Annotated in this window: 24 protein-coding genes; 9 read left to right on the top strand and 15 right to left on the bottom strand. The window is 73.4% G+C overall.

From position 1 onward, the window contains the following. Window positions 1-21: 21 nt before the first annotated feature. Window positions 22-255 (bottom strand): DUF397 domain-containing protein, encoded by a 234-nt coding sequence (locus A3IG_RS0104710; protein WP_018382389.1) that lies wholly within the window; start codon window positions 253-255, stop codon window positions 22-24. Then, a complete protein-coding gene (locus A3IG_RS0104705) occupies window positions 255-1,127 on the bottom strand; it encodes a helix-turn-helix domain-containing protein (RefSeq protein ID WP_018382388.1) in 873 nt (290 codons plus the stop codon). Before A3IG_RS0104705 ends, A3IG_RS0104710 begins: the two co-directional genes overlap by 1 nt. Before the next feature lie 238 nt (window positions 1,128-1,365). Here A3IG_RS0104705 and A3IG_RS0104700 point away from each other — a divergent pair, with 238 nt between their 5' ends. After that, a complete protein-coding gene (locus A3IG_RS0104700) occupies window positions 1,366-1,773 on the top strand; it encodes an ATP-binding protein (RefSeq protein WP_107103067.1) in 408 nt (135 codons plus the stop codon). Between the two features lie 77 nt (window positions 1,774-1,850). Here the strand turns inward: A3IG_RS0104700 and A3IG_RS0104695 are convergent, their stop codons facing one another. Then, window positions 1,851-2,828 carry a helix-turn-helix domain-containing protein gene (locus A3IG_RS0104695; protein WP_018382386.1) on the bottom strand — a complete coding sequence of 326 codons (978 nt, stop codon included), beginning with the start codon at window positions 2,826-2,828 and terminating at the stop codon, window positions 1,851-1,853. 194 nt (window positions 2,829-3,022) lie between these two features. On the opposite strand from A3IG_RS0104695, the gene A3IG_RS0104690 reads away from it, so the two are divergent. Then, entirely contained in the window at window positions 3,023-3,778 is a 756-nt protein-coding gene (locus tag A3IG_RS0104690; protein WP_051087389.1) for an NIPSNAP family protein, read from the top strand. 25 nt (window positions 3,779-3,803) lie between these two features. Here the strand turns inward: A3IG_RS0104690 and A3IG_RS28585 are convergent, their stop codons facing one another. Next, a complete protein-coding gene (locus A3IG_RS28585; RefSeq protein ID WP_018382384.1) occupies window positions 3,804-4,808 on the bottom strand; it encodes an AraC-like ligand-binding domain-containing protein in 1,005 nt (334 codons plus the stop codon). Between the two features lie 273 nt (window positions 4,809-5,081). Between A3IG_RS28585 and A3IG_RS28580 the strand changes: the two genes are divergently transcribed. The 3 genes from A3IG_RS28580 (at window position 5,082) to A3IG_RS0104670 (ending at window position 7,009) form a co-directional block, all read left to right on the top strand. Further along, window positions 5,082-5,330 carry a hypothetical protein gene (locus tag A3IG_RS28580; protein WP_051087386.1) on the top strand — a complete coding sequence of 83 codons (249 nt, stop codon included), beginning with the start codon at window positions 5,082-5,084 and terminating at the stop codon, window positions 5,328-5,330. Continuing rightward, window positions 5,327-6,340: a metal-dependent hydrolase gene (locus tag A3IG_RS0104675; protein WP_018382382.1), complete on the top strand. Its 1,014-nt coding sequence runs from the start codon at window positions 5,327-5,329 to the stop codon at window positions 6,338-6,340. Before A3IG_RS28580 ends, A3IG_RS0104675 begins: the two co-directional genes overlap by 4 nt. A 135-nt stretch (window positions 6,341-6,475) precedes the next feature. Further along, window positions 6,476-7,009, top strand: a complete 534-nt coding sequence (locus tag A3IG_RS0104670) for a sugar O-acetyltransferase (RefSeq protein ID WP_018382381.1) — start codon at window positions 6,476-6,478, stop codon at window positions 7,007-7,009. Window positions 7,010-7,130: 121 nt separating this feature from the next. Here A3IG_RS0104670 and A3IG_RS0104665 read toward each other — a convergent pair whose 3' ends face one another. Beyond that, entirely contained in the window at window positions 7,131-8,279 is a 1,149-nt protein-coding gene (locus A3IG_RS0104665) for an acyl-CoA dehydrogenase family protein (protein ID WP_018382380.1), read from the bottom strand. 176 nt (window positions 8,280-8,455) lie between these two features. Between A3IG_RS0104665 and A3IG_RS0104660 the strand changes: the two genes are divergently transcribed. Beyond that, entirely contained in the window at window positions 8,456-9,064 is a 609-nt protein-coding gene (locus A3IG_RS0104660) for a TetR/AcrR family transcriptional regulator (protein WP_018382379.1), read from the top strand. Between the two features lie 42 nt (window positions 9,065-9,106). Here the strand turns inward: A3IG_RS0104660 and A3IG_RS28575 are convergent, their stop codons facing one another. Continuing rightward, window positions 9,107-10,480: a glycosyl hydrolase family 28-related protein gene (locus tag A3IG_RS28575; protein WP_104530661.1), complete on the bottom strand. Its 1,374-nt coding sequence runs from the start codon at window positions 10,478-10,480 to the stop codon at window positions 9,107-9,109. A 43-nt stretch (window positions 10,481-10,523) separates the two neighbouring features. Between A3IG_RS28575 and A3IG_RS0104650 the strand changes: the two genes are divergently transcribed. Continuing rightward, window positions 10,524-11,243 carry a CDP-alcohol phosphatidyltransferase family protein gene (locus A3IG_RS0104650; RefSeq protein ID WP_026219896.1) on the top strand — a complete coding sequence of 240 codons (720 nt, stop codon included), beginning with the start codon at window positions 10,524-10,526 and terminating at the stop codon, window positions 11,241-11,243. A gap of 62 nt (window positions 11,244-11,305) precedes the next feature. Here A3IG_RS0104650 and A3IG_RS0104645 read toward each other — a convergent pair whose 3' ends face one another. From A3IG_RS0104645 to A3IG_RS0104625, 5 genes are all read right to left on the bottom strand, one after another. Then, window positions 11,306-11,734: an adenylyltransferase/cytidyltransferase family protein gene (locus A3IG_RS0104645; protein WP_026219895.1), complete on the bottom strand. Its 429-nt coding sequence runs from the start codon at window positions 11,732-11,734 to the stop codon at window positions 11,306-11,308. Window positions 11,735-11,750: 16 nt separating this feature from the next. Then, window positions 11,751-13,256 carry a hypothetical protein gene (locus tag A3IG_RS0104640; RefSeq protein ID WP_051087385.1) on the bottom strand — a complete coding sequence of 502 codons (1,506 nt, stop codon included), beginning with the start codon at window positions 13,254-13,256 and terminating at the stop codon, window positions 11,751-11,753. 121 nt (window positions 13,257-13,377) lie between these two features. Then, entirely contained in the window at window positions 13,378-14,925 is a 1,548-nt protein-coding gene (locus tag A3IG_RS0104635) for an oligosaccharide flippase family protein (RefSeq protein WP_026219893.1), read from the bottom strand. Next, window positions 14,922-16,598, bottom strand: a complete 1,677-nt coding sequence (locus A3IG_RS28570; protein ID WP_051087384.1) for a lipopolysaccharide biosynthesis protein — start codon at window positions 16,596-16,598, stop codon at window positions 14,922-14,924. Before A3IG_RS28570 ends, A3IG_RS0104635 begins: the two co-directional genes overlap by 4 nt. Beyond that, entirely contained in the window at window positions 16,595-18,112 is a 1,518-nt protein-coding gene (locus A3IG_RS0104625) for a hypothetical protein (protein WP_236719301.1), read from the bottom strand. The genes A3IG_RS28570 and A3IG_RS0104625 overlap by 4 nt, the downstream gene beginning before the upstream one ends. 173 nt (window positions 18,113-18,285) lie before the next feature. Between A3IG_RS0104625 and A3IG_RS0104620 the strand changes: the two genes are divergently transcribed. Both A3IG_RS0104620 and A3IG_RS0104615 read left to right on the top strand, forming a co-directional pair. After that, a complete protein-coding gene (locus tag A3IG_RS0104620; protein ID WP_018382372.1) occupies window positions 18,286-19,527 on the top strand; it encodes a glycosyltransferase in 1,242 nt (413 codons plus the stop codon). 672 nt (window positions 19,528-20,199) lie between these two features. Further along, a complete protein-coding gene (locus tag A3IG_RS0104615; RefSeq protein WP_018382371.1) occupies window positions 20,200-21,543 on the top strand; it encodes an exopolysaccharide biosynthesis polyprenyl glycosylphosphotransferase in 1,344 nt (447 codons plus the stop codon). Between the two features lie 50 nt (window positions 21,544-21,593). Here A3IG_RS0104615 and A3IG_RS0104610 read toward each other — a convergent pair whose 3' ends face one another. The 4 genes from A3IG_RS0104610 to A3IG_RS0104595 form a co-directional block, all read right to left on the bottom strand. Further along, window positions 21,594-22,451 (bottom strand): class I SAM-dependent methyltransferase, encoded by an 858-nt coding sequence (locus A3IG_RS0104610; protein WP_018382370.1) that lies wholly within the window; start codon window positions 22,449-22,451, stop codon window positions 21,594-21,596. A gap of 22 nt (window positions 22,452-22,473) precedes the next feature. Continuing rightward, the gene (locus A3IG_RS0104605; protein WP_026219892.1) at window positions 22,474-22,818 is read right to left on the bottom strand and encodes a VOC family protein; all 345 of its coding nucleotides are present in this window, start codon (window positions 22,816-22,818) and stop codon (window positions 22,474-22,476) included. A gap of 1 nt (window position 22,819) precedes the next feature. Continuing rightward, window positions 22,820-23,002 (bottom strand): ribbon-helix-helix domain-containing protein, encoded by a 183-nt coding sequence (locus tag A3IG_RS0104600; protein WP_018382368.1) that lies wholly within the window; start codon window positions 23,000-23,002, stop codon window positions 22,820-22,822. Between the two features lie 97 nt (window positions 23,003-23,099). Beyond that, window positions 23,100-24,110 carry a DMT family transporter gene (locus A3IG_RS0104595; protein WP_018382367.1) on the bottom strand — a complete coding sequence of 337 codons (1,011 nt, stop codon included), beginning with the start codon at window positions 24,108-24,110 and terminating at the stop codon, window positions 23,100-23,102. Between the last annotated feature and the right edge of the window lie 16 nt (window positions 24,111-24,126).

Below are 24,126 nucleotides of genomic sequence, written 5' to 3'. Positions count from 1 at the left end.
CCGTGACCGCGGCTGGAGTACTCAGCCGACGAGGTGGTCGAACTCCCCGGCCTTCGCGGCGTGCAGGAACGCGGCGAGTTCGGCGTGGGTGTAGCGGAGCGGCTCGCGTTCGGGGCTCTTGGAGTCGCCGAGGGCCACGCCGCCGTCTATCGCCATCAGTTGGACACAGTCACCCCCGTTGCCCGCGCTGTGGGCAGATTTGATCCACTGGCCGTTCAGTGGCGCGAGATAGAGCTCTTCCTTCTCGTGCTTCATCACAACTCCCTCTTGATTTCTTCGATGCGGCGGACGCTCTCCTGTGGGCTCAACGCGTGTTCCGCGAGGTCTGCGAACTTGCGCCTTGCCTGCCGGACCTCGGCAGGAGCATCGCTAAGCACTTCGCCCGTAACCTTCTCCTGTGAGACGACGCTGTTGTTCTCTGGTCCGGGAAAGTCCACGATGGTGAAGGGGGAGCCGGAGGTGCTGGCGGCTCCGGCTGAGTAAGGGATGACTCGCAGGGTGACGTTGGGGCTCGCCGCCAAGCTGAGCAAGTACTCGAGCTGGTTACGCATCACCTGCAGTCCACCAACGAGTGCACGCAGCGCCGACTCCAGACACAGGGCGTCCAACAGGACGGGACGGCGTCTGGTCAGGATCGCCTTCCTCCGCATTCGAGACTCGGTGAACACCTCACGGCGCTCGGCACTCTCTTGTTTCTGCGCGAAGGCGGTGATGGCCTCCACGTACTCGCGCGTCTGGAGCAGCCCGGGAACATAGGTGCCTGAGTGGACGAACAATCGCTCGGCTGCATCTTCGATGTAGAAGTACCGGTAGGTGTCGCCATGGAAGTGCCTACGGAAACTCGCTTGTTCCCACCAGGCTCGGCCGTACGACTTACCTTGGTCGATCTTCGCTTGAACAGCAGCACGTTCCTCGACGCTCGCTTCGTACAGGGAGAGCAGCCTGGTGAGTTGCTGTTCTGTGGGGAATGCCCTGCCCCGTTCGATCTTGCTGACGGTGTATCGCGACACATTCAACATTGCGGCCGCGTCTTCCTGTCGCAGACCGGCGCGCGTTCGCATGCGTTGAAGTTCGTCTCCTACGTCGCGCATGGTGAAGATCGTGTTCGTGTTGATATTGACGGACACAACCCTCCCTCCCTGGTTGACGCGCTGCGGTACGCGGTCAGGGTAGCCCTCCTGTGCCCAACTACCCGGAGGATTACCACCTTCAGGGGGGCTTCTTCATCTGTGCTTGCGCGTGACTGGTCACGTGACCCATGCTGTGGATTGTACACACAGTGTCGCTGAGTGATTGCTGTGGGTGTATTCCTGATCGTGTCCGGTCGGACCCCGAGGTCCGTCCGTGCGGCTGGAGGGGCTGTTGATGGATGAGCGCAGGCACGTCCTGTTGGTCGGGAGGTATCCCCGCAGGGCCGAGGCGGTCGCCCGGGCCAGGCGTGGGGCGGCCCTGGCGTACGCCGCCTACCCGTGGATCGACGGCGACGTGGTGGAGCTGCTGGTCTCCGAGGTGGCGACCAACGCGGTGCGGCACGCGGACGGCAGCGGCTTCTACCTGCTGTGCCACTCGCCTTCACCGCTGGACGGGAGCGTCCAGGTGGAGGTGCACGACCGAGGGCCCGCGCTGCCGTGCCGGCCGCCCGTCGCGGAGCTGGCCGAGGGGGGCCGGGGGCTGGTGCTGCTCGACCGGTTGGCCCCCGGGTGGCGCACCGAGCGCACCGTGTCCGGCAAGAGCCTGGTCTTCACGCTGGACGGGGGTGGACGAACGGCGTGACGGTGCGCCCCTGCCGCCCAACCCCTGTGCGCGCCCCCGCCGGCCCCGCCGCGACGGACGCGGACCCGAACGGGAGGTCAGGCGCCCGACCCCGTGCGGAAGGCTCGGCGGTACTCGGTGGGGGTCGCGCCGACCTGGGCGGCGAAGTGGCGGCGGAGGTTGGCGGCCGAGCCGAGTCCGCTGCGGACGCCGACCTGGTCGATGGTCAGGTCGGTGGACTCCAGCAGGTGACGGGCGTGGCTGACGCGTTGGCCCAGCAGCCACCGCAGCGGGGTGGTGCCGGTGGTGGCGAGGAAGCGCCGGGCGAAGGTGCGGGGGCTCATCCGGGCCCGCCGGGCCAGGTCGGCGACGGTCAGGGGGCGGTCCAGGTGGGTGGTCGCCCAGTGCAGGACGGGTCCGAGGCCGGCGTCGTCGGTGCGCGGGACGGCGAGGTCCACGAACTGGGCCTGGCCACCGGGGCGGTGGGACGGGATGACCATGCGGCGGGCCACCTGGTTGGCGACGTCCGCGCCGAGGTCGCCGCGGACCAGGTGCAGGCACAGGTCGAGCGCCGCGCTGCGGCCGGCGCTGGTGAGCACCGTGCCCTCGTCGACGTACAGCACGGAGGCGTCCACCCGTACCCGGGGGTGCCGCCGGGCCAGGGCGTCGGCGTACATCCAGTGGGTGGCGGCGCGTCGGCCGTCGAGCAGGCCCGCGGCGGCCAGGGCGAAGGCCCCGCTGCACAGCGACACCATCCGGGCGCCGGCCCGGCCGGCCTCGACCAGCGCTTCGACCAGCGCCTGGGGGACCGGCTGTTCGGTCTCCACGTGGACGTACGGCAGCGCCGGAACGATGACGGTGTCGGCGCGCACCAGCTCGTCGAGGCCGTGCCGGGTGCCGATCGTGAAGCCGAACTCCGAGCGGGCGCCGTCGCCCGCCCGGTCGGCGCACAGGCGCAGCTCGTACCAGGGGTCGGCGAGGTCGGTGCGGCTGGGGCCGAAGACCTCGCAGACGATGCCCAGTTCGTACAGGGGCATGCCGTCGATCAGCGCGACGGCCACGGAGCCGGTCGTCATGGGCCCCAGGGTAGGTGGCAGGAACCGTGCGGGGATCGGCAGTCCCGCCACTCGTGGCCGGGGGACGGGGCTGCCAGGCTCACCGTGGCCCGTTCGACGCGCAGCGCGCTCGCCGGGCGCCGCCGGACCGGGATGCCGTGCCCGGCGGGGACGTCTCCGGAACGACCCACGGCGAGAACGGCAGGAGCACCACGATGAGTGACACGGCGCGGCGAACGACCAGGGAGCACTGGCCCGTGGTCGAGCTGAGGCAGTACACGCTCCACCCCGGTGCCCGGGAGACGCTGGTCGATCTCTTCGACCGCGAGTTCGTGGAGACGCAGGAGGACGTCGGCATGCGGGTCGTGGGCCAGTTCCGGGACGAGGAGGACCCGGACAGGTTCGTGTGGGTGCGCGCCTTCGCGGGCATGGAGGCCCGGGCGGCGGCGTTGACCGCCTTCTACCTGCGGGGTGCCGCCTGGGCGGCGCACCGCGCGGCGGCCAACGCCACCATGGTGGACTCCTCCGACGTGCTGCTGCTGCGGCCGGTGTCCCGGGGCTCCGGGTTCCCCCTGCCGGAGACCCGGCCGCCGGTGGGGACGGCGCGGGTGCCCGCCTCCCGCCTCACCGCGACGATCTGCCGCTGTGACCGGCCGGTGGACGACGACTTCGTCGCCTTCTTCCTGGAACGGGTCCGGCCGGTGTTGGCCGAGGCCGGCATCGTCCCGGTGGCCTGGTTCGAGACGGAGCCGGCCGAGAACACCTTCCCCCGGCTGCCGGTGCGGGAGGGGGAGCACGTCTTCGTCTGGTTCGCGGCGTTCCCCGACGCGGAACGGCGGCGGTCCGCCGAGGAGCGGTTGGCGCGGTGCGGACGGTGGAACGCGCAGGTGCTGCCGGCGCTGCGGGAACGCCTCGCCGCCCCGGTGGAGCGGCTGCTGCTGGCGCCGACGGCCCGTTCGCTGTTGCGCTGAGCGGTGCCGTGCCGACGGGCCGCCGTCACGGCCACCAGGTGCCGGCCGTTTCCTGTTCGGCGTCCCGGAGCGCCTGGTGCCGGTAGTCCCGCGGTGGGACCCCGTAGGCGGCGCGGAAGGCACGGCTGAAGTGGCCGGCGTCGGTGAAGCCCCAGCGGGCGGCGACGGCGTGGACGGGGCGCAGGCTCAGGCGGGGGTCGGCCAGGTCGTGGCGGCAGCGTTCCAGGCGGAGGTGGCGTATCCAGGCCGCGGGCGTGGTGCCCTCGTCGGCGAACAGTTGCTGGAGGGAGCGGACCGACACCCGGTGTGCCTCGGCGAGGGTGACGGGGGACAGGGAGGGGTCGCCGAGGTGCTGGCGGACGAAGTCGTGGACCTGCACCCGCAGGGTGCGTCTGCGGGACTGCGGGGTCATCGTCTCCCCGGTGTCGAGGTGACGGCCGAGCAGACTGGTGAGCAGGTCGGTGGTGATCGAGGCCAGGGTCGGGACGTTGGCCGGGGTGAACCCGCCGGCGTTGGCGGCGAGGTCGGCCAACCAGCGGTGGAACACCCCGCTCATGCCGTGGGTGGCGGGGATGGGAGTGGCGACCAGTCGCCGTACGGCCGTCCAGGGCAGGGGCAGCAGGGCGCGGGGAATCCGGGCGACCACCGTGGCGACGCGGTCCGGGGCGGCGTCGAGCCACACCCGGAACGGCCGGGAACTGTCCAGCAACACCAGGTCCCCGCTGCGGAACGTCGCCTCGTGCCCGTCCTGGGACATGCGGCCGCTGACCGCGAGGACGGAGTTGATCTCGTAGACCTCGGGATCGCCCTGGCGGATCAGTTTGGGTGTCCGCACGACTTCCAGGTGCGGATAGGTGAGTGCGGACACCTGGAGCTCCCCGAGTTCCAGTACGCGCATCCGGGCCCGGAAGTCGTCCTGCTGGTTGCTGCGCAGCACGGTGCGTATGTGCGACTGGGTGGCGAACGCCTCGAACGAGGCGAACCGGTCCCGTGGTGCCACGTCCCCGGTGCTGAACTCGGTCACCAGCACGGCCAGTCCTCCTGATGGGACTCCTGGGGTGGCACATGCTAGGCGCGGAGGGTCGCGTCGTCGAGGAAGACCTCAGTCGTGCCCCACCGGCCCGCGTCCGGGCCAGAAGCGGCCCTCGACGCGTCACCCCCGACGGGCGGTGCCCTCCCGCACCCGGGAAGTGCCCCCGCGAGCTGGCCGAACCGGCTCCTGGGGCGTTCGGGTGCGTGGAGGTCGGTAGGATCCGACCGCAACGGGAGGTCGGGGGCGACACGGGGGAGATGGCTGGATCTGATGAAGTCACGATCCGCGACCCGCACGCGTGCGGGTGACGTGGCGGGCTATCTCGTCGCCGTGGTGATCCTCGTCGCCGGGGGCGCGGTCTTCACCCGGAACATCCTGACCTTCAACCGGGGGCCGGCGGTGGCCGTGGCCGCGATCGTGCTGACGGGGTGGGTCGTGGACCGGGTGTGGGGGCGCCGCACGGGGCGGGACGAAGAGGACAGGGCGGGCCTTGACGGCCGGGAAGGCCAGGACACGTGAGTTGGGCGGCCCACGAGCTGGAGAGCTACATCCTCCACGGGCACACCAAGACCAAGGTCTCCTACCTGGCGATCCTGCTGGGCTGCTTCCTGCCCGACATGGGCACCAAGGGCACGGTCTACGGGTTCTCGATCTTCGGGTACTCCTTCAAGCCGGAGCACGCCTGGGACTACCACCGGGGGTGGCCCGGTGTCGGGTTCACCCACACCCCGATGTGGGGCGTGGTGCTGGCGCTGCTGGTGCTGTGGTTGTTCAAGAGCCGCGAGTGGGCGCTCGGGCTGCTGATCGGGCAGTGGGCGCACGCCCTCACCGACTGCTTCGACAGCGTCGGGGTGATGCTCTTCTTCCCGTTCACCACCCAGCACTACTCGACCGGCATGTGGGCCTACGCCGCCCAGGAGGGCCGGTACGGTGACGCGGCGGCGTACTACGGCAGCCTCGGTCTGGCCTGGGACCTGTTCTGGCTGGCGATGCTGCTGCTCAACTGGCGGACGCTGCGCCCGTCGTACTTCTTCGACAAGGTCTATCCCGCCGACCCGGCCTGGGGGTGGATGCGGCGTCGGCTGCGGATGTCCGACCGGTTCCTGGTGGCCCTGTACCACGCGTACTTCCTGTACGGCGCCTGCCGGATCTTCGCCTGGACCATCTGGGCGCAGACCTCCGAGGACGCGCCGATGGACTGGACCTGGGGCGGCCCCTACTGGGTGGACAAGGCGACGGTGGACCACCCGTCGGCGCTGGAGTTCGCCTCCAACACCCTCCTGGGGCTCACCGGGCTGCTCGTGCTGTGCTGGGTGACGTGGCTGGCCGTCGGCCGGCGGCTGTGGTGGAGGACACCGCCGTTCACGCAGGTGGAGGTCGTCGGCGTGCCCGCGGTGGAAGCCGGGCTCCCCGGGGACGGGGCGGGCCCGGACGGCGGGGCGGACCAGGACGGCGGGGCGGGCGTCGAGGGGGTTGTGCCGCTGGCCGCCGGGGAGGCCCCCGGGGCGAAGGCGCAGAGCGCGACGTGACGCCCCGCGCGGCGCCGGCTCGGCCCGCTCGTTCGCGTGGGGGCGTGCCTGGGGTGGGCGGGGTGTTTGCCAGACTGGCCCGCGGACCCACGGCGGACGACCGGGAGGCGAGTGGTGGCAGGGCAGAAGGAGCGGATGCTCGCCGGTGAGCTGTACATCGCCGACGACCCGGAGCTCGAGGCGGACGTGCGGCGGGCGACAATCCTCACCGACCGGTTCAACGCCTCGTCGATCGACGACCTGGACGCCCGGCGGGCGTTGCTCGCCGAGTTGTTGGGGGAGCTCGGCGAGGGCGTCGTGGTGCGGCCACCGTTGCGGGTGGACTACGGGTACCAGATCAGCATCGGCCCCCGGTCGTTCCTGAACTGCGGGGCGGTGCTGCTGGACGTCGCCAGGATCACCATCGGTGCGGACGCGCAGATCGGGCCGAACGTGCAGCTCCTCACCCCGACCCACCCGCTCGACCCGGAGTTGCGGCGCGCCAAGTGGGAGGGNGGCGAGCCGATCAGCATCGGCGACAACGTGTGGCTCGGCGGCGGGGTCATCGTCTGCCCCGGCGTGACGATCGGCGACAACACGGTCGTCGGGGCCGGCGCGGTGGTCACCAGGGACCTCCCGCCGAACGTGCTGGCGGTGGGCAACCCGGCCCGGGTGCTGCGGGAACTTTGACCCCCAACACCCCCAACACCCCAAACACCGCCAACACCCCCAACGCTGCCGACGGCCCGGCCCCGCTTCCCTCGCCCTGGCAGTGCCGGCAGGGGCGGGCGGGGCGGGCAGGGGCTGGGGCTCAGCCCCGGGCCAGGTGGCGGCTGATCACCAGCCGCTGGATCTGGTTGGTGCCCTCGAAGATCTGCATCACCTTGGCCTCGCGCATGTACCGCTCCACCGGGAAGTCCCGGGTGTAGCCGTAGCCGCCGAGCACCTGGACCGCGTCCGTGGTGACCCGCATCGCGGCGTCGGTGGCGACCAGCTTGGCGATGCTGGCCTGCTGCGAGAAGGGCAGCCCGGCGTCGCGGCGCCGGGCCGCGGACAGCACGGTGGCCCGCGCCGACTCCACCGCCGCCGCCATGTCGGCGAGCATGAAGCCCAGACCCTGGTGGTCGATGATGGCCTTGCCGAACTGCCGGCGCTGACCGGCGTAGGCCACCGCCTCGTCCAGCGCCGCCTGGGCCACCCCGACGGCCACCGCGCCGATGCCCAGGCGACCGGAGTCCAGGGCGCTCAGGGCGATCTGCATGCCCTGCCCCTCGGCGCCGACGAGGCGCTCTGTGGGCACCCGGACGCCGTCCCAGTTGACCGTGGTGGTGTGGGAGCCGTTGAGGCCCATCTTCCGTTCGGGGGCGCCGAAGGAGAGCCCGGACACGGCGGTGGGGTCCACCACGAAGCAGGACAGCCCGTGCCGGGGGTCGTCCGAGGTGCGGGCGAACAGGGTGTAGCTGTCGGCCTGCCCGCCGTGGCTGATCCACGCCTTGGTGCCGGTGACGGTGAAGCCCTCGGCGTCCTTCTCCGCCCGGGTCCTGATCGCGGAGACGTCGGAGCCGGCCTGGGGTTCGGACAGGCAGTAGGCGCCCAGCAGGTCGCCCTCGAGCAGCCGGGGCAGCAGCTCCCCGCGCTGCTCCTCGGTGCCGAACGCGGCGACCGGGTAGCAGGACAGGGCGTGCACGCTCATCCCCACGGCGACCCCGGCCCAGCGTGCCGCGACCTCCTCGAGGACCTGGAGGTACACCTCGTACGGCTGGCCGCCCCCGCCGTACTCCGGGTCGAACGGCAGGGACAGCAGTCCGGCCCTGCCCAGGGTGCGGAAGGCGTCCCGGGGGAACCGCCCGTCCGCCTCGTGCTCTGCGGCGACGGGTGCCAGCTCGCGATCGGCGATGTCGCGGGTCAGCTCGATCAGGTCGCGGGCTTCGGGGGTGGGAAGCAGGCGGTCGACCGGCAAGGGGGGCCTCCGTAGGGGGTGCCTGACGGGTGGGGAGTGCCTGACGGGTGGAGCGGCCGGGCGGTGATCAGGACCGGCGACAGTACTGTAGAACGTACGAGAGTACTGTCAAGCGTAGGCCAAAGGTTCACGTCCGGGCGGGGTCGAGCACGGGAACCGGTCGTTAAGGTGGCACCATGACCAGCATTTCCTGGGCTTCGGCCGAACGCTTCGGGGGACGCGGGCTGACCGGACGGCAATCCGAGTTGTTCGACCAGCTCGTCGCCCTGTTCCTCGCCAACGGATTTGCCGACTTCACCCTCGACGAGCTGGCCGGGAGGCTGCGCTGCTCGAAGTCCACGCTGTACGCGCTCGCCCGGAGCAAGGAACAGCTCTCGGTCGCCGTGGTGAAGCACTTCTTCCGCAGGTCCGCCGAGCGGGTGGAGGAGTGGACCGCCCGTGCGGTGGGGGCCAGGGACAGGGTCGGCGCCTACCTCACCGCGGTCGCCCGGGAGCTGCGGCCGGCGTCCGCGCGGTTCTACGCCGACCTCGCCGCGTTCCCCCCGGCGCTCGAGGTGTACGAGCGGAACACCCGCATCGCCGCGACCCGGGTGCGGGAGCTGGTGGACGAGGGGGTGCGCAGCGGCGCCTTCCGTGACGTGCACGCCGCCTTCGTGGCGGAGATCGTCAGCACCGCGATGGTCGCCATCCAGCGCGGGGAGATCACCGAACGGACCGGCCTGCCCGACGCCGACGCCTACCAGGAGCTCGCGACCCTGCTGCTGCACGGCATCGCGGCCCCGTGACGACCCCGGCGCCGAACGCCGCCGCCCGGGCCGGCGCGGGCTTCAACGCCCCAGGCAGTCCACGAACCTGACCTGGCCGGCCTCGGCGGCGCCGCTGAGCACCGCGAAGGAGTTCACCGGGTGGTTCCGGAACAGGCACATGTCGTAGCGGGCCACCGACCGTCCTGACGGGATCGGGTCGGCCACGGTGTACTGGTGCCGTCCGGTGAGCTGGCACGAGTCGTAGCGGACCAGGGGGCCGCGCGGACCGATCCGGTACCGGTGCGGACGGACGCCGTCGGAGAAGTCCTTGAACGCGTTCGCGGTGTCGTCGCAGTCGTTGAAGTGCACCGTGCCGCTGCCCCAGGCACAGTCGATCACCAGCACGTCGGGGTCGCGGACCTCGAAGCGGATGTCCTCGGCGTGGAAGCGCTGCACCGCGTCGAAGTGCCTGGTCCTCGGGAAACGGAAGAAGGTGCTGGTGCGGCCGTACTCCTCGGTGTCCGTCGGACGCCGCCCGGTGACGATGTAGGAGCCGCCCCGGCAGGTGATCGAACCGCCGTAGGGGAACTCCAGGAAGTTGCCCCACTCGTACTCGACCTTCATGTCGGTGAACCAGTAGTTGAGGAACTGGTCCTGCCGCTGCGGGTCCCGCGCCCGCTCCGACAGGCCCGAGTAGAGGAACGCCCTTCGGTACGCGCCGCCCACCCGGCAGGCCTCCCAGCGCATCTCGGAGTTGGTGTTGCTGCCGTCCAGGGCGAGGCCGTACGTCCACTCGCCGGTCCACTCGCACTCGGTGAACCGGTAGTCCTGGGCCTGGCCGGTGGAGTACGAGTGGAAGAACGAGGCCCCGGGCGTCGCCGAACGGAAGCGCAACTGCTCGAACATCAGGTTGGCCCACATGTCGTCGTTGCGGCACAGGTAGGCGTCCTTCGAGGTCGCCGGGGCGAACACGATCTCGGTCATCCGCTTGCCGGCGCCCCGGAACCGCAGGCCGTTCGCCTTGCGGTCCGGCTGGTCCCCGTCGAGCAGCGCCGCGGGGCGGCGGATGACGTAGCTGCCCGGCGGGATGTCCAGCACGGTGCGCCCCACGTGGTCCCACACCCGGGACGCCGCGTACCGGTACGCCCTGGAGAACGCCTCGCTGTCGTCGGTGCGCCCGTCGCCCCTGGCGCCGAAGTCGGTGACCACGTTCACCGTCCCCTCGCCGGCCGGCTGCCGTCCGCGGACGGCGGGTGCGGACGGGGCGTAGCTGGGGCGGTCGGTGGGCGCGGGCGCGGGACGGCCGCCGTCGCAGCCGGCGAGCAGACCGGTGGCGGCGAGCGCGGCGCCCCCCGCGAGCAGCGCCCTGCGGCCCCTGGCCGCCGTGGTGTCGCTGACGGCGGTGGCGTCGCGGACCCGTGTGCTCTTCCCGGACGGGCGTTGGGGACCTGCCATCATGATTCCCTTCGGGGCGGCGGGTGATCGGGAGGGGCGGGAGATGTCCGGGTTCGGCCAGACCCTCAGGGAACTGGCGGCGGCGCAGAAGTCGGGTAAGGGGGTGTCGTTCTACTCCCGTCTGGTCAACCGGCCGGCGGGCCGGGTGTTAGCCGCCGCCGCGCACCGGTTGGGGCTCACCCCCAACCAGGTGACGCTGGTCAGCGCCGGCTGCACCGGCGGGGCCATCGCCACCATCGCCGTTGCCTCCCCCACCCGCCCGGTGGCCGTCGGTGTGTTCGCCGCCCTGGTGGTCGGCTTCGCCCTGGACTCGGCGGACGGCCAGCTCGCCCGGCTGACCGGGACCCAGCACCCGTCGGGTGAGTGGCTGGACCACCTGGTGGACTGTGCCAAGCTGCTCTTCCTGCACATGGCGGTGCTGATCTCGTTCTACCGGTTCTTCGACCTGCCGGACACCGCGTTCCTGCTGGTCCCCATCGTCTTCCAGGGCGCTGCCGTGCTGGTCTTCTTCGGGGGAGTCCTCACCGAGCAGTTGAAGCGGGCCGCGGCGGCCAACGCGCCGGTGGCGCCGCCCCCCGCACCCCCCTCCACCCTGCGCTCCCTGGCCCTGCTGCCCGCCGACTACGGGCTGTTCTGCGCGGTCTTCCTGTTCCTCGGCGACCACGACGTGTTCCTCGTGCTGTACTGCGCGTTCCTCGCCGCCCAGGTGCTGTTCCTGGTGGCGTTCTGCGTGAAGTGGTTCCGGGAGCTGTCGCGGGTGTGACGCGGGACGGCGCCGCCCGCCCGGCCTGGCGCGGCCGGCCGGGCGGTGCCGCCGGGGTGCCGTCAGGCGCTGTCCAGGAGCTGGTGCAGCGCCCGGCGCAGCAGGGTGCTCGAGGTGTGCACGGTGTACGGCAGGTACACCACCTCCACCCCGACGGTGGCGAAGTCCCGTTCCAGCCGGTCGCCCTTCTCGGTGCCCCGCCAGTCGTCACCCTTGAAGATCACGTCGAACCGGACCTGCCGCCAGGTCTCGAGCTTGTCCGGCACCGTCTCGACGAACGCGGCGTCCACGAACCGCACGCTGCGGACGATCTCCAGCCGCTCCGGGAGCGGCACCACCGGCGCCCTGCCCTTGGCCAGGGCCGCCATCTCGTCGGAGACCACGCCCGCCACCAGGTGGTCGCAGCGGCTCCTGGCGTGCCGCAGGATGTTCAGGTGCCCGACGTGGAACAGGTCGTACACCCCCGGCGCGTACCCCACGCGTCGCGTCATGTCACCCCCTCACAGGTCAGCCCAGCGCGGTGACGTACACCGGGCCGTTGCGACCGGACATGTTCTCCCCGTCGGTGACCTCCAGGGAGTACCGGTGCTGGGAGCCGGGCGTGACGGTGTCGGTGTAGCTGATGGTCGGCCGGTCCCAGTACCGCGAACTGCGGCTCAGGGCCTTGAGGAACACCCCGTCCCGGTAGAGCCGGTAGGTGAGCGTCCCGTCGTCCCGGTCCCAGGATGCCTTCCAGGACAGGGTGATCTTCCCGGCTGCGGTGCTGGCCCCGCTGAGGATCGGCACCTGCGGGGCGCCGGTGTCGGGGGAGGCCGGGAACCGGGTCAACCCCTGCTGCGCCTTCCCGTTCACCGAGGTGAACTCGCCGCCGACCCAGAGGATCTCCCCGGTGGTCATGGTCATGGCCCGCGGGCCGATGCCCTCGCCGATGCCGTCGTTGGTGTCGGGGAACCACGGCAGGATCGTCTTGTCCGCGACGGACTGCGCCAGCAGGTGCTGCCGGTTGCTGTGCTCGGGGAAGCCCCCCGGCGTGGTTCCGCAGTTGTGCGCGTGGGAGACGCTGTACAGCACCCCCTTGTGCGGCAGCACCGCCTGGGTGGCGCCCAGGCAGGCGTCCCGCCACTTCATCGCCCCGGTGGAGAGCACCCCGGCGATCCGCCCGTCGAAGCTCCCGGTGCCCTCCGCCGCCAGGTAGAAGTAGGTGCCGTCGTTGGCCAGGCCCTTGACCGCGGACGCGCTCGGGAGCCAGTTGGGAAACGTCTTCTTGGTGGCGCCCGAGGTGGGGTCCAACGCCGCGAGCGCCCGCGACGAGGCGCCGTTGACCACGTTGAAGTCCCCTCCGACCAGCACCTTGCCGTGGGCCGGGGACGCGGTGATCGCCCGCACCGGGGCGTCCAGCGTGGCCCGGAACGGCAGCAGGGAGCCCGTGCCGGTCACCGCGGCCACCCGCTGCCTGGTCTGCCCCTGCACGGCGCCGAAGTCACCGCCGAGGTAGACCGTCGAGCCGGAGGACTCGATCGCCCGCACGGTGGCCGTGACCACCGGACGCCAGGACGTGGCCACGGTGCAGTCCGCGGTGTTCACCGCGGCGGCGTTGGAGACGCTGACCGTACCGGCCCGGCTGAACGAGCCGCCGACGTACAGCCGTTTCCCGTCGGGCGACACCTCCAGGGCCCGGACCGTGCCCGCGCCCCCGGTGAACGCAGGCGCGCAGTCCAGCAGCTTGCCGGTGGTCGCGTCGAACGCGGCGAAGTTGGTGCGGGCCACCTCGCTGGTGCCGGGCGCCGCGCCCGGCGGCCGGACCTTGCTGAAGGTGCCGCCCACGTAGACCACGCCGTTGGCGTGGGCCAGCGTCCACACCACGCCGTTGGTCTGCCAGGTGCTCATGGGGTCGGCGGTGATGGTGGGCTCCCCGGCCGCGGCGGCCGGTCCCGCGGCGGTGCTCAGGGCGGCGACGGCGAGGGTGGTCACCGCCACCGACGCGGCGGCGAGTCGTGGTCTTCGGCTGGTCACGGACACGGTTCCCCCCTGGGAAGCGGGACGGTGGAACGGGTGCGGTGCAGCTCGTGCGGTTGTGGGCGGTGCGGTGGAACGGTGGCGGGGGCGCGTGCGCGGCGTCCCAGGCGCACCGTCGTCACGGCAACTCCCGCGCGGGCCGCTGCCTCAGGGCACCCAGGAACTCCGCCGCCCCCAGCGCCTCACGATAGCGCCAGGTGCCCACCGCCACGGCGCCACAGGCCAAAACGGCGGCGGCCACCAGACCCGCCGGGCCGTCCCCGGCGAGCAACCGCGTCGGCAGCGCCACCGCCGCCACCCCGCACAGGCCGACCCCGGCGGCGGCGGCGTACCCCCGGTCCACCGTGGTGAAGCGCAGCCGCCGGCGGACCAGCAGCGCCGACGCCACGTTGTCCAGCACCATGGCCGCGGCGAACGCCAACGCCGCCCCCAGCACCCCGTGCCGCGGCACCAGCACCACCGCGCACCCCACCTGCACCACGGACGCGGCGCCGGCCACCGCCAGGTTCCAGGTGCTGCGCCCCGCCATCAGGATCACCGTCTGGGCGTTGCCCACCGCGACGTTGACCGCGCAGGCCACGCTGAGCACCGCGAGCGCCGTGGCGCCGGAGGCGAAACCGGCCCCGAAGATCCCCAGGGCGGTCCCCGGGAACGCCGCGAGCAGCACGAACAGCGGCCAGGAGAACAGCACGATCCACCGGGTGGACAGGCGGTGCAGGTGCTCCGCCCCGGCCAGGTCGCCGCCGGCCATGGTCCGGGAGATCTGCGGGGCCACCGCGAGGCGGACCGCGAGCTGGAGCAGTGTGCCGGCGGTCACCAGGCGCCCGATCGCCGTGTAGATCCCGGCCTCGGCGCTCCCGCTCACCGCGGACAGGACCAGCACCCCGATCCACACCGCGGCGATGTCGCACACCGACGACACCGCCCGCGGCCCGGAGAAGGCCCAGAACGCGCGGGACTGGCCGGGCGGGGTGGCCGGCCCCGGTCCCAGGGCCCGGGTGAGCCGGCGCACCGCGAGGGCGGCCGCCACCGCGCCGAGCAGCGACGGCAGCAGCCAGGCCGCGGAAAGACCCAGCACCCCGGGGGCGAGCACCGCCACGGGCAGCGCCAGCAGCACCCGCAGCACCGGCTTGCCCACCTGCTCCACCCCGACGAACGGCAGCACCGTGCCGTGGCCCCGGGTGGCGCCCAGCAGCACCAGGGACACCGTCGTCACCGGCCAGCACACCGCGAACATCCGCACCACCGACCGCGCCTGACCCGGGGAGAGCTCGGGCAGCAGCCCCGTCGCCAGGTCGGGCGCCGCCAACAGCACCACCGCTCCCACGGTGCTCAGCGCGGCGCCCGGCAGCACCGCGGTGCGCAGCAGCGCCGGGACCCCCGCCCCGCCGGTCGTCGCCAGGTCCCGGGAGACGAAGCGCACCAGACCGGTGTCCGCGCCCAACTTGCTGGCGTGCGTGGCCACCGTGAACGCCGCGACCCCGGTGAACACCGCGCCGGCCTGCGCCGCCCCCGCCGCCCTGGTGACCACGGTGACCAGCAGGAACCCGAAGACCGCGGTCACCGCGGAACCCAGGAAGCCGAACCAGCCGCCGCGCACCGTGCCGCGGACACCGCTGCGGTCCGTCCCGCCGCGCGTGCCGCGCCACGTGCCCGACCGGCTCAACGCCGGTACGCCAGCGGGCCGTCGTCGCCGTGCCACCCGGCGGCCCCGCCCCGGTGGGTGGAGGCGTCCGCCGGGCCCCGCCACGGGTCGCCGCCCCTGCGGGGCGTGTGCTGGGCCGGGCCCGCGTCCACCAGCCGGCGCAGCGGCCCCCGCCGGTCACCCGGGACCAGCACCGCCCCCAGCACCCGCCCGCCGGCCCCGGTGATCAGCTCGGCCATCCGGTCCAGGTCGTCCCGCCTGGTCTCGGTGAGGTCGCAGACCACCAGCACCCCGTTCACCCGTTTGGCCATCGCCAGTCCGTCGGCGTGGACGAGCAGCGGCCTGGTGACCACCACCACCGACTGCTCGGGGCCGGCCGGCGCCGCCAGCACCCGCCCCATCTGGGGGGAGGACAGGGCCCTCGCCACGTTGGGCACCCGGCGTCCGGGGATCAGGCCGAACCTGCCGGCCTCGCCCGCGTCCACCGGGAACGGCCGGGCCTGGGGCCAGGCCGCCACGTCCGGCGTCGGCGGCACCCCGATGACCGGGAGCTGGGTGGCGAGCCTCGGGTTGCGCAGGTCCGCCTCGACCAGCACCACCTCGTGGCCGATCTCGGTCAGCGCGCCGGAGAGGTTCACCGCCAGGGCCGCGGCGTCGCGGTTCTCCCGCAGGTCCCGCGGCGCGACCACCAGCAGGCTGCCCCGGCCGCCGAACCCCTGGTCGTGCGCGATGCGGAAGGCCACCGTGCGGTACGCCTCGGCGAGCCCGCTGTGCCGGGCGTGGCCGACCACCAGCAGGCCGGTCTCGCCGCGGTCCCTGGGCAGGACGCCCAGGACGGGCGCGTGCAGGATGCGTTGGACGTCGGTGACCGAGCGCACCCGGGGCTCCAGGACCGAGCGCACCCAGGCGAGCAGGAGCCCGGTGGCCAACCCCAGCACCCCGCCGACCAGCAGCAGCATCGCCAGTCCTGGCCCCGACGGGTAGGCCGGGGGCTCTCCCTCACGGACCACGTCCCCCGGCGTGGTGTCCAGGGACTTGAGGTTGGAGATGCGGTTCTGCACGCCGGTGATGTAGGTGACCAGGCTGCTCCGCTCGGCCTCGGCGGTGTCCTTGGCCGGCCCGTCGGAGGTTTCGGCGATCTTCCGGTCCAGTTCCTCGCGCTGCTCGACCAGGGGCCGCAGTTCGTCGTCGAGCTTGTCCACGGTGGTGTTGATCCGCCGCACCGCGGCGTCCTCGCGGTACTCCAGGTAGGAGTCGACGAAGGCGTTGACGAGTTCCGCCGCCCGTTCCGGGGAGGACGCGGTGTACTCGAACCGCAGGGTCTGGGTGTCCGGCGGGTTGCTCACCCGCAGTCCGCGGCGGAGCGCCGCCGGTCGCTCCCCGCCGCCGAGCCTGCGGGCGGCGCGGGAGGCCACGGTGGCGCTCTGGGCTATCCGTTTCTCGGTGCCCATGGAGAGCTGCTTGTCCGCTGACACCCCGCCGGTCTCGAACGGGGCCGTGCTGATCGCCTGCACCACCACCTCGCCGGTGGAGGTGTAGTCGTCCGAGCCCGTCACCGACACCGCGCCGGCACCGAGCAGCCCGAGCAGCAGGCCGAGCACCACAAGCCCTCGGTAGCGCAGGAGCTGCCGCAGTTGGTCGCGGAGCTGGTCCGGCTCCTCGTAGGCGTCGTCGAAGCGCGTGGCGCGGGTCACCGGGGTGGCCCTCCCCTCTCCTGTGAACCCCGGGCCGTGGGACCGGTCGCCGCGGGCCCCCGCCGCGGGACCGGGACCCTGGGGGTCGGACGGTGGGTCGGTTCGGAGGCGGCCGGCGGGGCCCGGTGGGACACCGCGGTGGACAGGCACAGCGGGATGAGCACCAGCAGCACCAGCGGCCCCATCGCCGCCATCAGGCTGCCGCGCAGCAGGATCAACTGGTAGAAGGCGAACGCCGGGACCAGCAGGGCGGCGAGGGTGCCGGGCCGCCCGCGGAGCCGTTCCCGCGCCCGGTCGATCCGCCGCCCCACCGCGCCGATCAGGGCGAACACCACCACCACCGCCGGGGTCCCGGCCCACAGGTAGCTCTCGATCCACAGCGGCGCGGAGAGGTTGTCGAACTCGTAGCCGGCGTGCCGGGCGATCAGCACCCCGGCGTCGCCCGGCTTGTCCGGCCACATCGCCCGTGGCACGAAGAACACCCAGGGGCCCAGGGCAGCGGACGGCGTGTGCCCCTCCTCCTGGACCTGGCTCAGCCCGGTCTGGATCTGCTGGTACGCGTCGTAGTCCCCGTTGGTGGTGAACTGCTCGGCCAGGGACACCACCCGCACCTGCTCGCGTTCGTCGTAGCGGAAGTAGTCGCTGTACGGGAAGACCGCGAGCACCGTCACCATCAGCGCGGCCGCGGCGTAGCGGAAGACCCGGGGGCGGCGCAGCGCCGGAGCGGCGAAGACCAGCGCGAGCAGCGCCGTCCCGGCCCAGAACCTGGGCTGGCTCACCGGGTTGTTGACCACGACGTTCAGGGCGAGCAGGGCCGGCAGCAGGAGGCGGCGCAGCCCCCGCAGCAGCCGGTCCCCGCGGTCCAGCCGGGGAACGTGGGCCAGGGCGAGTAACGCCCAGAACGCGGGCACGGACAGCCCCCAGGCGGCCAGGGCCCGACCGGGGGAGCCGCCGGCGCCCGCGGCCCCGCCGGCCTCGTTGGCGGCCTGCCGGCTGGCGAAGAACGTGCTGACGCCGCCCAGCCGCGGGACCAGCACCACGGCGAGCACCAGGGTCAGCCCGCACAGCAGCAGCACCCGCACCGGGGCCACCCGGCGGGCCAGCACCGGCTCGATCACCGTGGACCCCCGGTGCGCCCGCAGCGCCCCGAGGGCGGAGCCGGCGCTGTACGCCAGCAGGCCGGCCTCGACGACCGCGGTGGCGGTGAACGCGGTGCGGTCGTCCACGAGGAAGCCGCGCGGGTAGCTGTCGGTGGTGAGCATGGCCAACGGCGCCAGGCCCAGCCAGACGTAGGAGAACAGCCAGAAGCCGAACGCCACCAGACGGACCGTGGTGTCGGTGAGGACCCGGGCCAGGGCCGCGCCGCTGTGGGCGACCACCACGCACTGGAGGGCGAGGGCCGCCCCGAACCTGGCGTCCAGCGCGTGCAGGACCAGCGCGGGCAGCAGCACGACCAGCACCGTGCCCCAGCAGGCCACGGCCCCCACGCCGCGGACCTGATCGTGCTCCGTCACCACGCCCCGCCCCCGGCCTCCCGATCCGGCCCCGTGCCCGCCCCCCGGTGCCCCCGCTGCCGCGTCCGGCCCCCCGTCGCGAATCGCCGATCCGCCCCGCACGGGGACGATCCCGATCTAGTATGAGCCCGCTTCGCACATCCCTTGGCCGCTTCGTCGGGAGAAGCCAGCTCATGGTGGACGATCCGCTCGCCGGCCGGCGCGTGTTGCTGGTCTCGACCAACTACGCGCCGGAGCACGCGGGGATCGGCCCCTACTCCACGCAGATAGCCGAGCACCTCGCGGCCCTCGGCGCGCGGACCCACGTGCTCGCCGGGTTCCCGCACTACCCGGCGTGGTCCACGGACCCGGCGTACCGCGGGCGTTGGCGGATGCTGGAGCACCGCGGCGGCGTCGCCGTCCACCGCCGGCGGCACACCGTGCCGTCCCGGCAGACCGCGCCGCACCGGGCGCTGTACGAGGCGAGCTTCCTGGCGCACGGCGCGCTCGCGCCGCCCCGGGTCCGACCCGACCTGGTGCTCAGTCAGGTCCCCGGCCTCGCCGGTGGCCTGCTCGGGGCGCGGGTGGCCCGGCGGTACCGGGTGCCGCACGTGGTGGTGGTGCAGGACCTGATGGGTGCCGCCGCCGCCCAGAGCGGCATCCCGGGCGGGGGCGGGCTGGCCGCGTCCCTGGCCGGCCGGCTGGAGGGCCGGGTGCTGCGCGGCGCGGCCCTGGTGGGGGTGGTCCACGAGTCGTTCGCCGCCCGGGTGGTGGGGATGGGGGTGCCCGACACGGCCGTCAGGACGGTACCCAACTGGACGCACGTCGCCGCCCCCACGGCCGACCGCTCCGCCACCCGCGCCCGGCTCGGGTGGGCGCCGGACCAGACGGTGGTGCTGCACTCGGGGAACATGGGGCTCAAGCAGGGCCTCGAGGTCCTGGTCCGGGCCGCCGGGGCCGACCCCGGGGTGCGGTTCGTGCTGATGGGCGACGGCAACCAGCGCGAGTTCCTGCGGGCCGAGGCGGCCGGGTTGCCCAACGTGGACGTGCTGCCGCCGGCCCCGGACGCCGACTACCCGGACGTGTTGGCCGCGGCCGACGTCCTGGTGGTGACCCAACGCGCCTCGGTGCTGGACATGAGCCTGCCCTCGAAGCTCACCTCCTACTTCGCCGCCGGCCGGCCGGTGGTCGCCTCCGTGGCGGAGCACTGCGGCACCGCGGAGGAGGTCCGGCGCTCCGGGGCCGGCCTCGTGGTGCCGCCGCAGGACCCGCACGCGCTGCTCGCCGCGGTCCGTGCGCTGGCCGGCGACCCGCACCGGGCCGCGGAGTTGGCGGCGCGCGGACCGGTGTACGCCCGGGAGCGGCTCGGCCGGGAGGCGGGGCTCGCCAGGGTGGTGGGCGTGCTGCACGAGGCGTTGCGGGGCGTGCGCCGGTAGGGGCCGTCAGGCGCGCACGCCGGTGGCCTTCCGGGGAAGCGCCGCCCCCCCTCGGACAGGTGAGTGAACTTGGGCAAAACCGAGCGGAACTACGGTGTCGTGCCTTACCGTTCGGCCGAGACACACCCCTGCCGGTCGTTTGGGGAGACGGCGGTGGGGTCGACAGTTCCGGTCGAGCCAGCAGGGGGGTCCATGCGGCTGTTCGGGAACGCGGACGCGGGAACGCCCGGCACCGGCGTTCCATGGAAGAGATCGTTCCGCAGACGGGTTCCGGCGCCGGCGGGGGGCCAGCACCTCGCCGTCCACCGCCCGGACGGCTCACGGGTGAACCGCGAGCGGGCGAACCACCACCCGCAGCAACCCGGCCAGCGCGAAACCCAGCGCCCGTCAGGGCACCGGGGCGCCGGACAACAGGCGGCTGCGGGGCACCCGCACGGCACGTCGCGGACCGAAAGCCAGCCCCTCGTGCGCCCACCGGGCTCCGGAGCAGCCGGTCAGCCGGGGGCGGAACCGTGCTGCGCAGCGAACGGTCACGGGGGCGCCCCCTGCCGTGCCGGCGCGCCCCCGGCCGGGAAGGCCGTCCGCTCCGCCGGGGCCCGCCCCGCGGACCGGGTCAGGCACCGGCCGCCGGGCGGCCCCCACCCCCTCGCCGCGCCCGCCGTGGACGCGGCCGTGACCACGGCGTCGGTCGCCGCGGTCCTGCACGCGGCGGGCGGGGCCCACCCCTGGTGGTGCGCCCTGGTCGCCACCGGGGCGTGGTTACTGGTCCGCGCCGGCCGCGGCCGGTACACCAGCGACCCCTGGGGCCGGCGCGACGCCCCGGCCCGGGTGGCCCGGGACTGGCTCACCCTGATCGGGGTCCTCGCGGTGCTGCACGTGCTGCTGAGCCCCGCGGTGACCCCGGCCGTGGCGTTCGCCGCGCTGGTGCCGTCCGCCCTGGCCCCCCCGGCGTTCCGGTGGGCCGTGCGCAGGCCGCGGTCCGGCCCGCGCGCCGGGGCGGCGCGGCGGGTGCTGGTGGTCGCCGAGGCCGAGGCCGCGGACGACGTGGTGGCGCGCCTTGCCCGGCGCACCGACCACCCGTTCGCCGTCGTGGGCCTGTGCGTCCCCCGCGGAGGCCGCCCGGCGTGCGGGGTCCCGGTCCGCGCGGAGCTGGACCGGCCGGGCGCCGGCCCACCGCCGGGGGACGCGGACGCCGTGCTGGCCGCGGCCGGCGCCGTCGGCGCCGACCTGGTCTTCGTGGTGCCGGGCCGGTGGATGGCCGGCGACCGGCTGCGCCGGTTGTCCTGGGCGCTGTACGACACCGGACGTCCCCTGGTGGTGCTGCCCGGTCTGACCCAGGTGGCCCGGCGCAGGGTGCGGGTGTCCACCGCCGCGGGCCTCACCCTGGTCCTGGTGTCGCCGCCGGCCCGCGGGGGGCCTTCCGCGGTGGCGAAGGTGGTGATCGACCGGGTGGGCGCCGCGCTGCTGTTGGTGGCGCTGGCGCCGCTGCTCGCGGCGCTGGCCCTGGCGGTGCGGCTCAGCTCACCCGGTCCTGTCCTCCACCGGCAGGTCCGGATCGGTCAGCACCGCCGCCCGTTCCGCATGTGGAAGTTCCGCACCATGGTCCAGGACGCCGAACGGCTCAAGGCCGAGCTGGTCCCGGCCAACGAGCGGGAGGGCCCGATCTTCAAGATGCGCCGCGACCCACGGGTGACCCGGGTGGGCCGGCTGCTGCGCCGCTCCTCCCTCGACGAACTGCCGCAGCTCGTCAACGTGCTGGCCGGCCAGATGTCGCTGGTGGGCCCCCGCCCCCCGCTGCCCGAGGAGGTGGCCAGGTACACCGAGGTGGAGCTGCGCCGGCTGCTGGTCAAACCGGGGCTGACCGGGGTGTGGCAGGTCAGCGGCCGGTCGGAGCTGCCGTGGGACGAGACGGTGGCCCTGGACCTGGGCTACGTGGACAACTGGTCGTTGGGCTGGGACGCCGACCTGCTGGCCCGCACCGTGCGGGCGGTCATCGACGGCCGCGGCGCCTACTGAACCGGTCAGCGGCGCCGGCCCCGTCGGCCCCGCGGCGGGCGAGGGCACGGTCAGGTGGTCGCCACCAGCAGTTCCTCCGAGCTCGACGGCCGAAGGCCGTCCGTCCTGCCGGTGAAGTAGCGGTGGGCAAGGTCCACCGCGGACACCAGACGGGCCTTCTTGAACCCGGCTTCACGGGCCAGCGCCAGCATCTCCGACGGGGCGTAGAAGCTGACGAAGGGTGTCCCGGCTGCCCGCGCACCCTCCTCCGAGGCATGCCGGAGGGGGCGCTCGTCCGGTTCGACGGACTCCACCGGCAGCATGAACGTCATGGCCAGGGTGGAACCCGGGGCGAGCGCTGCGACATGGCGCAGCGTGGCCAGGACCGCGTCCCCGGTGAGGTACACGCTGACGCCGGTGGACGCCACGACCGCCGGCCGGCCCGCGTCGAAGCCGGCCGTCGCCAGCCGCTCCCACCAGGACCAGCCCGCCTCGAAGTCAACCGGCACGAGCCGCAGCCACTCCGGGATGCCGAAGCCGAGCTCGATCAGCCGCCGCTGTTTCCACGCCTGGGGCGCGGGCTGGTCGATCTCGAACACCCGCAGGCCGGAGGCGATCTCCGGCCTGCGCTGGGCGAAGGTGTCCAGGCCGGCTCCGAGGATGACGTACTGGCCGACGCCGTGGGCGCTCCGTTCCACGACCAGGTCCTCGATGAAGCGTGCACGGGCCACGATGGATGCCCGCGAACGGCTCGTCGCGTGCTCGTCCATGTCCGGACGGCGACGCCAGCCGTCGTCCGGGGCCGCGAGCCGCAGGCCGATCTCGTCCTGGAGGACGTGCGGCGGCGGATCAACCCGTACGTGCATGGCCCGCCACAGGGCGACCCGCTCCGCCGAGCTGTCCGGTGCGACGGTCCGCTGGTCAGTCATGGGACGCTCCGCTCCTTGGTGGTCAGTTCCCGGCCGGCGCCTGGAGGTTCCAGAGCCGCCCGTCGGGGTCGCGGACGGTCATCTCCCTGGTCCCGTAATGGGTGTCCTCGAACGGAGTGACCACCTCGACGGTGGGATCGGGGTGGAACGCCTCCGCGTCCGGCACCTTCAGAACGATCTGCGTCCGGGGCTCCCGGTCCTGGGGGACCTCGGCGATGAAGAGGTAAGGACCGTCGCCGTTGCGGAGCCGGCCGGAGTTGTGGTCGGTCGAAAACTCCAGTTCGAAGCCGAGCGCCTGGAAGAACTTCGCCGCCTTGCCCCAGTTGTGGGTCTCGAGGAACACGGCCTCGATTCCTTCGGTAGTCATGTCAGGTTTCCTTTCCGGACGGTTGCTGCCGCTTCGGGTGGGGGTCGTCGTCGAGATAGGCGCGCAGCGCGTCGGCGACCAACGCCGAAAGTGACAGCTCCGATTCGATGGCACGGTGCTTGACCTGCTTGATCAGCCCGATCGGCAGGTACACGTTGAACTGTTTGACGTCCTCATCGCCCACGAGAGGATGCTAGCAAGCTAACTGCCTAGCTGCTAGCCGCTAGCCATAGTCGCTACTCCTCGCCCCGTGGGAGCCGTGCGGACGGGCTGGGCACGTGTCACCGGGATTCCCGCGTGGGGTCCCCCCGCTCGGGCGGGGGAGGACGCCGTGGTCCGGCCTCCGGTGAGGTCGGTCGGTCGGTGGGCGGGGCGGCGGCGTCGGCACCGTCGGCCGGCCGTGGATGACGTTCGAGGGTGACCAGGGCGATGCCGCCGCAGCAGCAGGCGAGCAGCGCCGTCTCCGCGGCGGACGGCGCCGGAGCCGAGCCCAACGCCCAGTCGCCGAGCCGCACCGCGAACGGCACGGCCAACTGGACGGCGGCGGTGAGGACCGGTCCGCGCAGCAGGATCAGCCGGTGCTGCACCAGGTAGGCCGGCGCGTACACCACCGCGCCGAGTACCGCGACGCCGCCGCACTCGGCCGGTGTCGGCGGATCGGCGAGCACCTCGGGCAGCGCCACCGGCACCAAGGCGAGACTGGCCGCGCCGAGCAACACCGGCAGTGCCGCCAACGGCGCGACGTCGGCCAGGGCCCGGCGGTACAGGTGTCCGTAGCAGGCCAGGCCCAGCATCGCGGCGACGGCCAGCATGAGGCCCGGGCCGTCCGGGGTGCCGCCGTCCGCGGCGTAGCCCACGGCCGCCGCCGTGGCCACCCCGGCGCCGAGCACCGTCCGACGGGTCGGACGCCCGTCGGGGAGCAACGCGCCGAGCAGCACCGCGGCGCACGGCAGGAGCGCCACCACCAGGTTGGTCAACGAGGCGCCGATGCGGGGGATCGCCAGCAGGGTCCCCGTCGCGTAACCCCCGAACCCCAGCAACCCCAGGCCGACCGCCCGCCCCGGGCGCCGCACCACGGTGCGGACCTGGCGGCGCAGCTCGGCGGTGGTGGCGGCGAACCCGGCGAGGACCACGGCGCACACCACGGTGCGGCCCGCCGCGACGGTCAGCGGACCGGTGTCCTCGACCAGCGCCGCGGACACCAGCCAGGTCCCGGCGAGCAGCAGCACCAGGGCCACCGAGAGCAGGGGGACGGGGGTGGTGCCGCGACGGCGCCCCTCGGACCGGCGCACGGCCGTGGGTTGGTCC

Source organism: Wenjunlia vitaminophila DSM 41686 (assembly GCF_000380165.1).
GTDB lineage: Bacteria > Actinomycetota > Actinomycetes > Streptomycetales > Streptomycetaceae > Wenjunlia > Wenjunlia vitaminophila.
Note: the sequence above shows the minus strand (reverse complement) of the source record. Positions and strands in the feature narration are given on the sequence as shown.

Bases quoted from the DNA above. Each gene is read 5' to 3' on its own strand.
- A3IG_RS0104620 (WP_018382372.1), top strand. From the start codon at position 18,286: ATGGTGGACGATCCGCTCGCCGGCCGGCGCGTGTTGCTGGTCTCGACC.
- A3IG_RS0104710 (WP_018382389.1), bottom strand. From the start codon at position 255: ATGAAGCACGAGAAGGAAGAGCTCTATCTCGCGCCACTGAACGGCCAG.
- A3IG_RS0104690 (WP_051087389.1), top strand. From the start codon at position 3,023: ATGAGTGACACGGCGCGGCGAACGACCAGGGAGCACTGGCCCGTGGTC.
- A3IG_RS0104650 (WP_026219896.1), top strand. From the start codon at position 10,524: ATGTCCGGGTTCGGCCAGACCCTCAGGGAACTGGCGGCGGCGCAGAAG.
- A3IG_RS0104695 (WP_018382386.1), bottom strand. From the start codon at position 2,828: ATGACGACCGGCTCCGTGGCCGTCGCGCTGATCGACGGCATGCCCCTG.
- A3IG_RS0104660 (WP_018382379.1), top strand. From the start codon at position 8,456: ATGACCAGCATTTCCTGGGCTTCGGCCGAACGCTTCGGGGGACGCGGG.
- A3IG_RS28575 (WP_104530661.1), bottom strand. From the start codon at position 10,480: ATGGCAGGTCCCCAACGCCCGTCCGGGAAGAGCACACGGGTCCGCGAC.
- A3IG_RS0104700 (WP_107103067.1), top strand. From the start codon at position 1,366: ATGGATGAGCGCAGGCACGTCCTGTTGGTCGGGAGGTATCCCCGCAGG.
- A3IG_RS0104610 (WP_018382370.1), bottom strand. From the start codon at position 22,451: ATGACTGACCAGCGGACCGTCGCACCGGACAGCTCGGCGGAGCGGGTC.
- A3IG_RS0104605 (WP_026219892.1), bottom strand. From the start codon at position 22,818: ATGACTACCGAAGGAATCGAGGCCGTGTTCCTCGAGACCCACAACTGG.
- A3IG_RS28580 (WP_051087386.1), top strand. From the start codon at position 5,082: ATGAAGTCACGATCCGCGACCCGCACGCGTGCGGGTGACGTGGCGGGC.
- A3IG_RS0104645 (WP_026219895.1), bottom strand. From the start codon at position 11,734: ATGACGCGACGCGTGGGGTACGCGCCGGGGGTGTACGACCTGTTCCAC.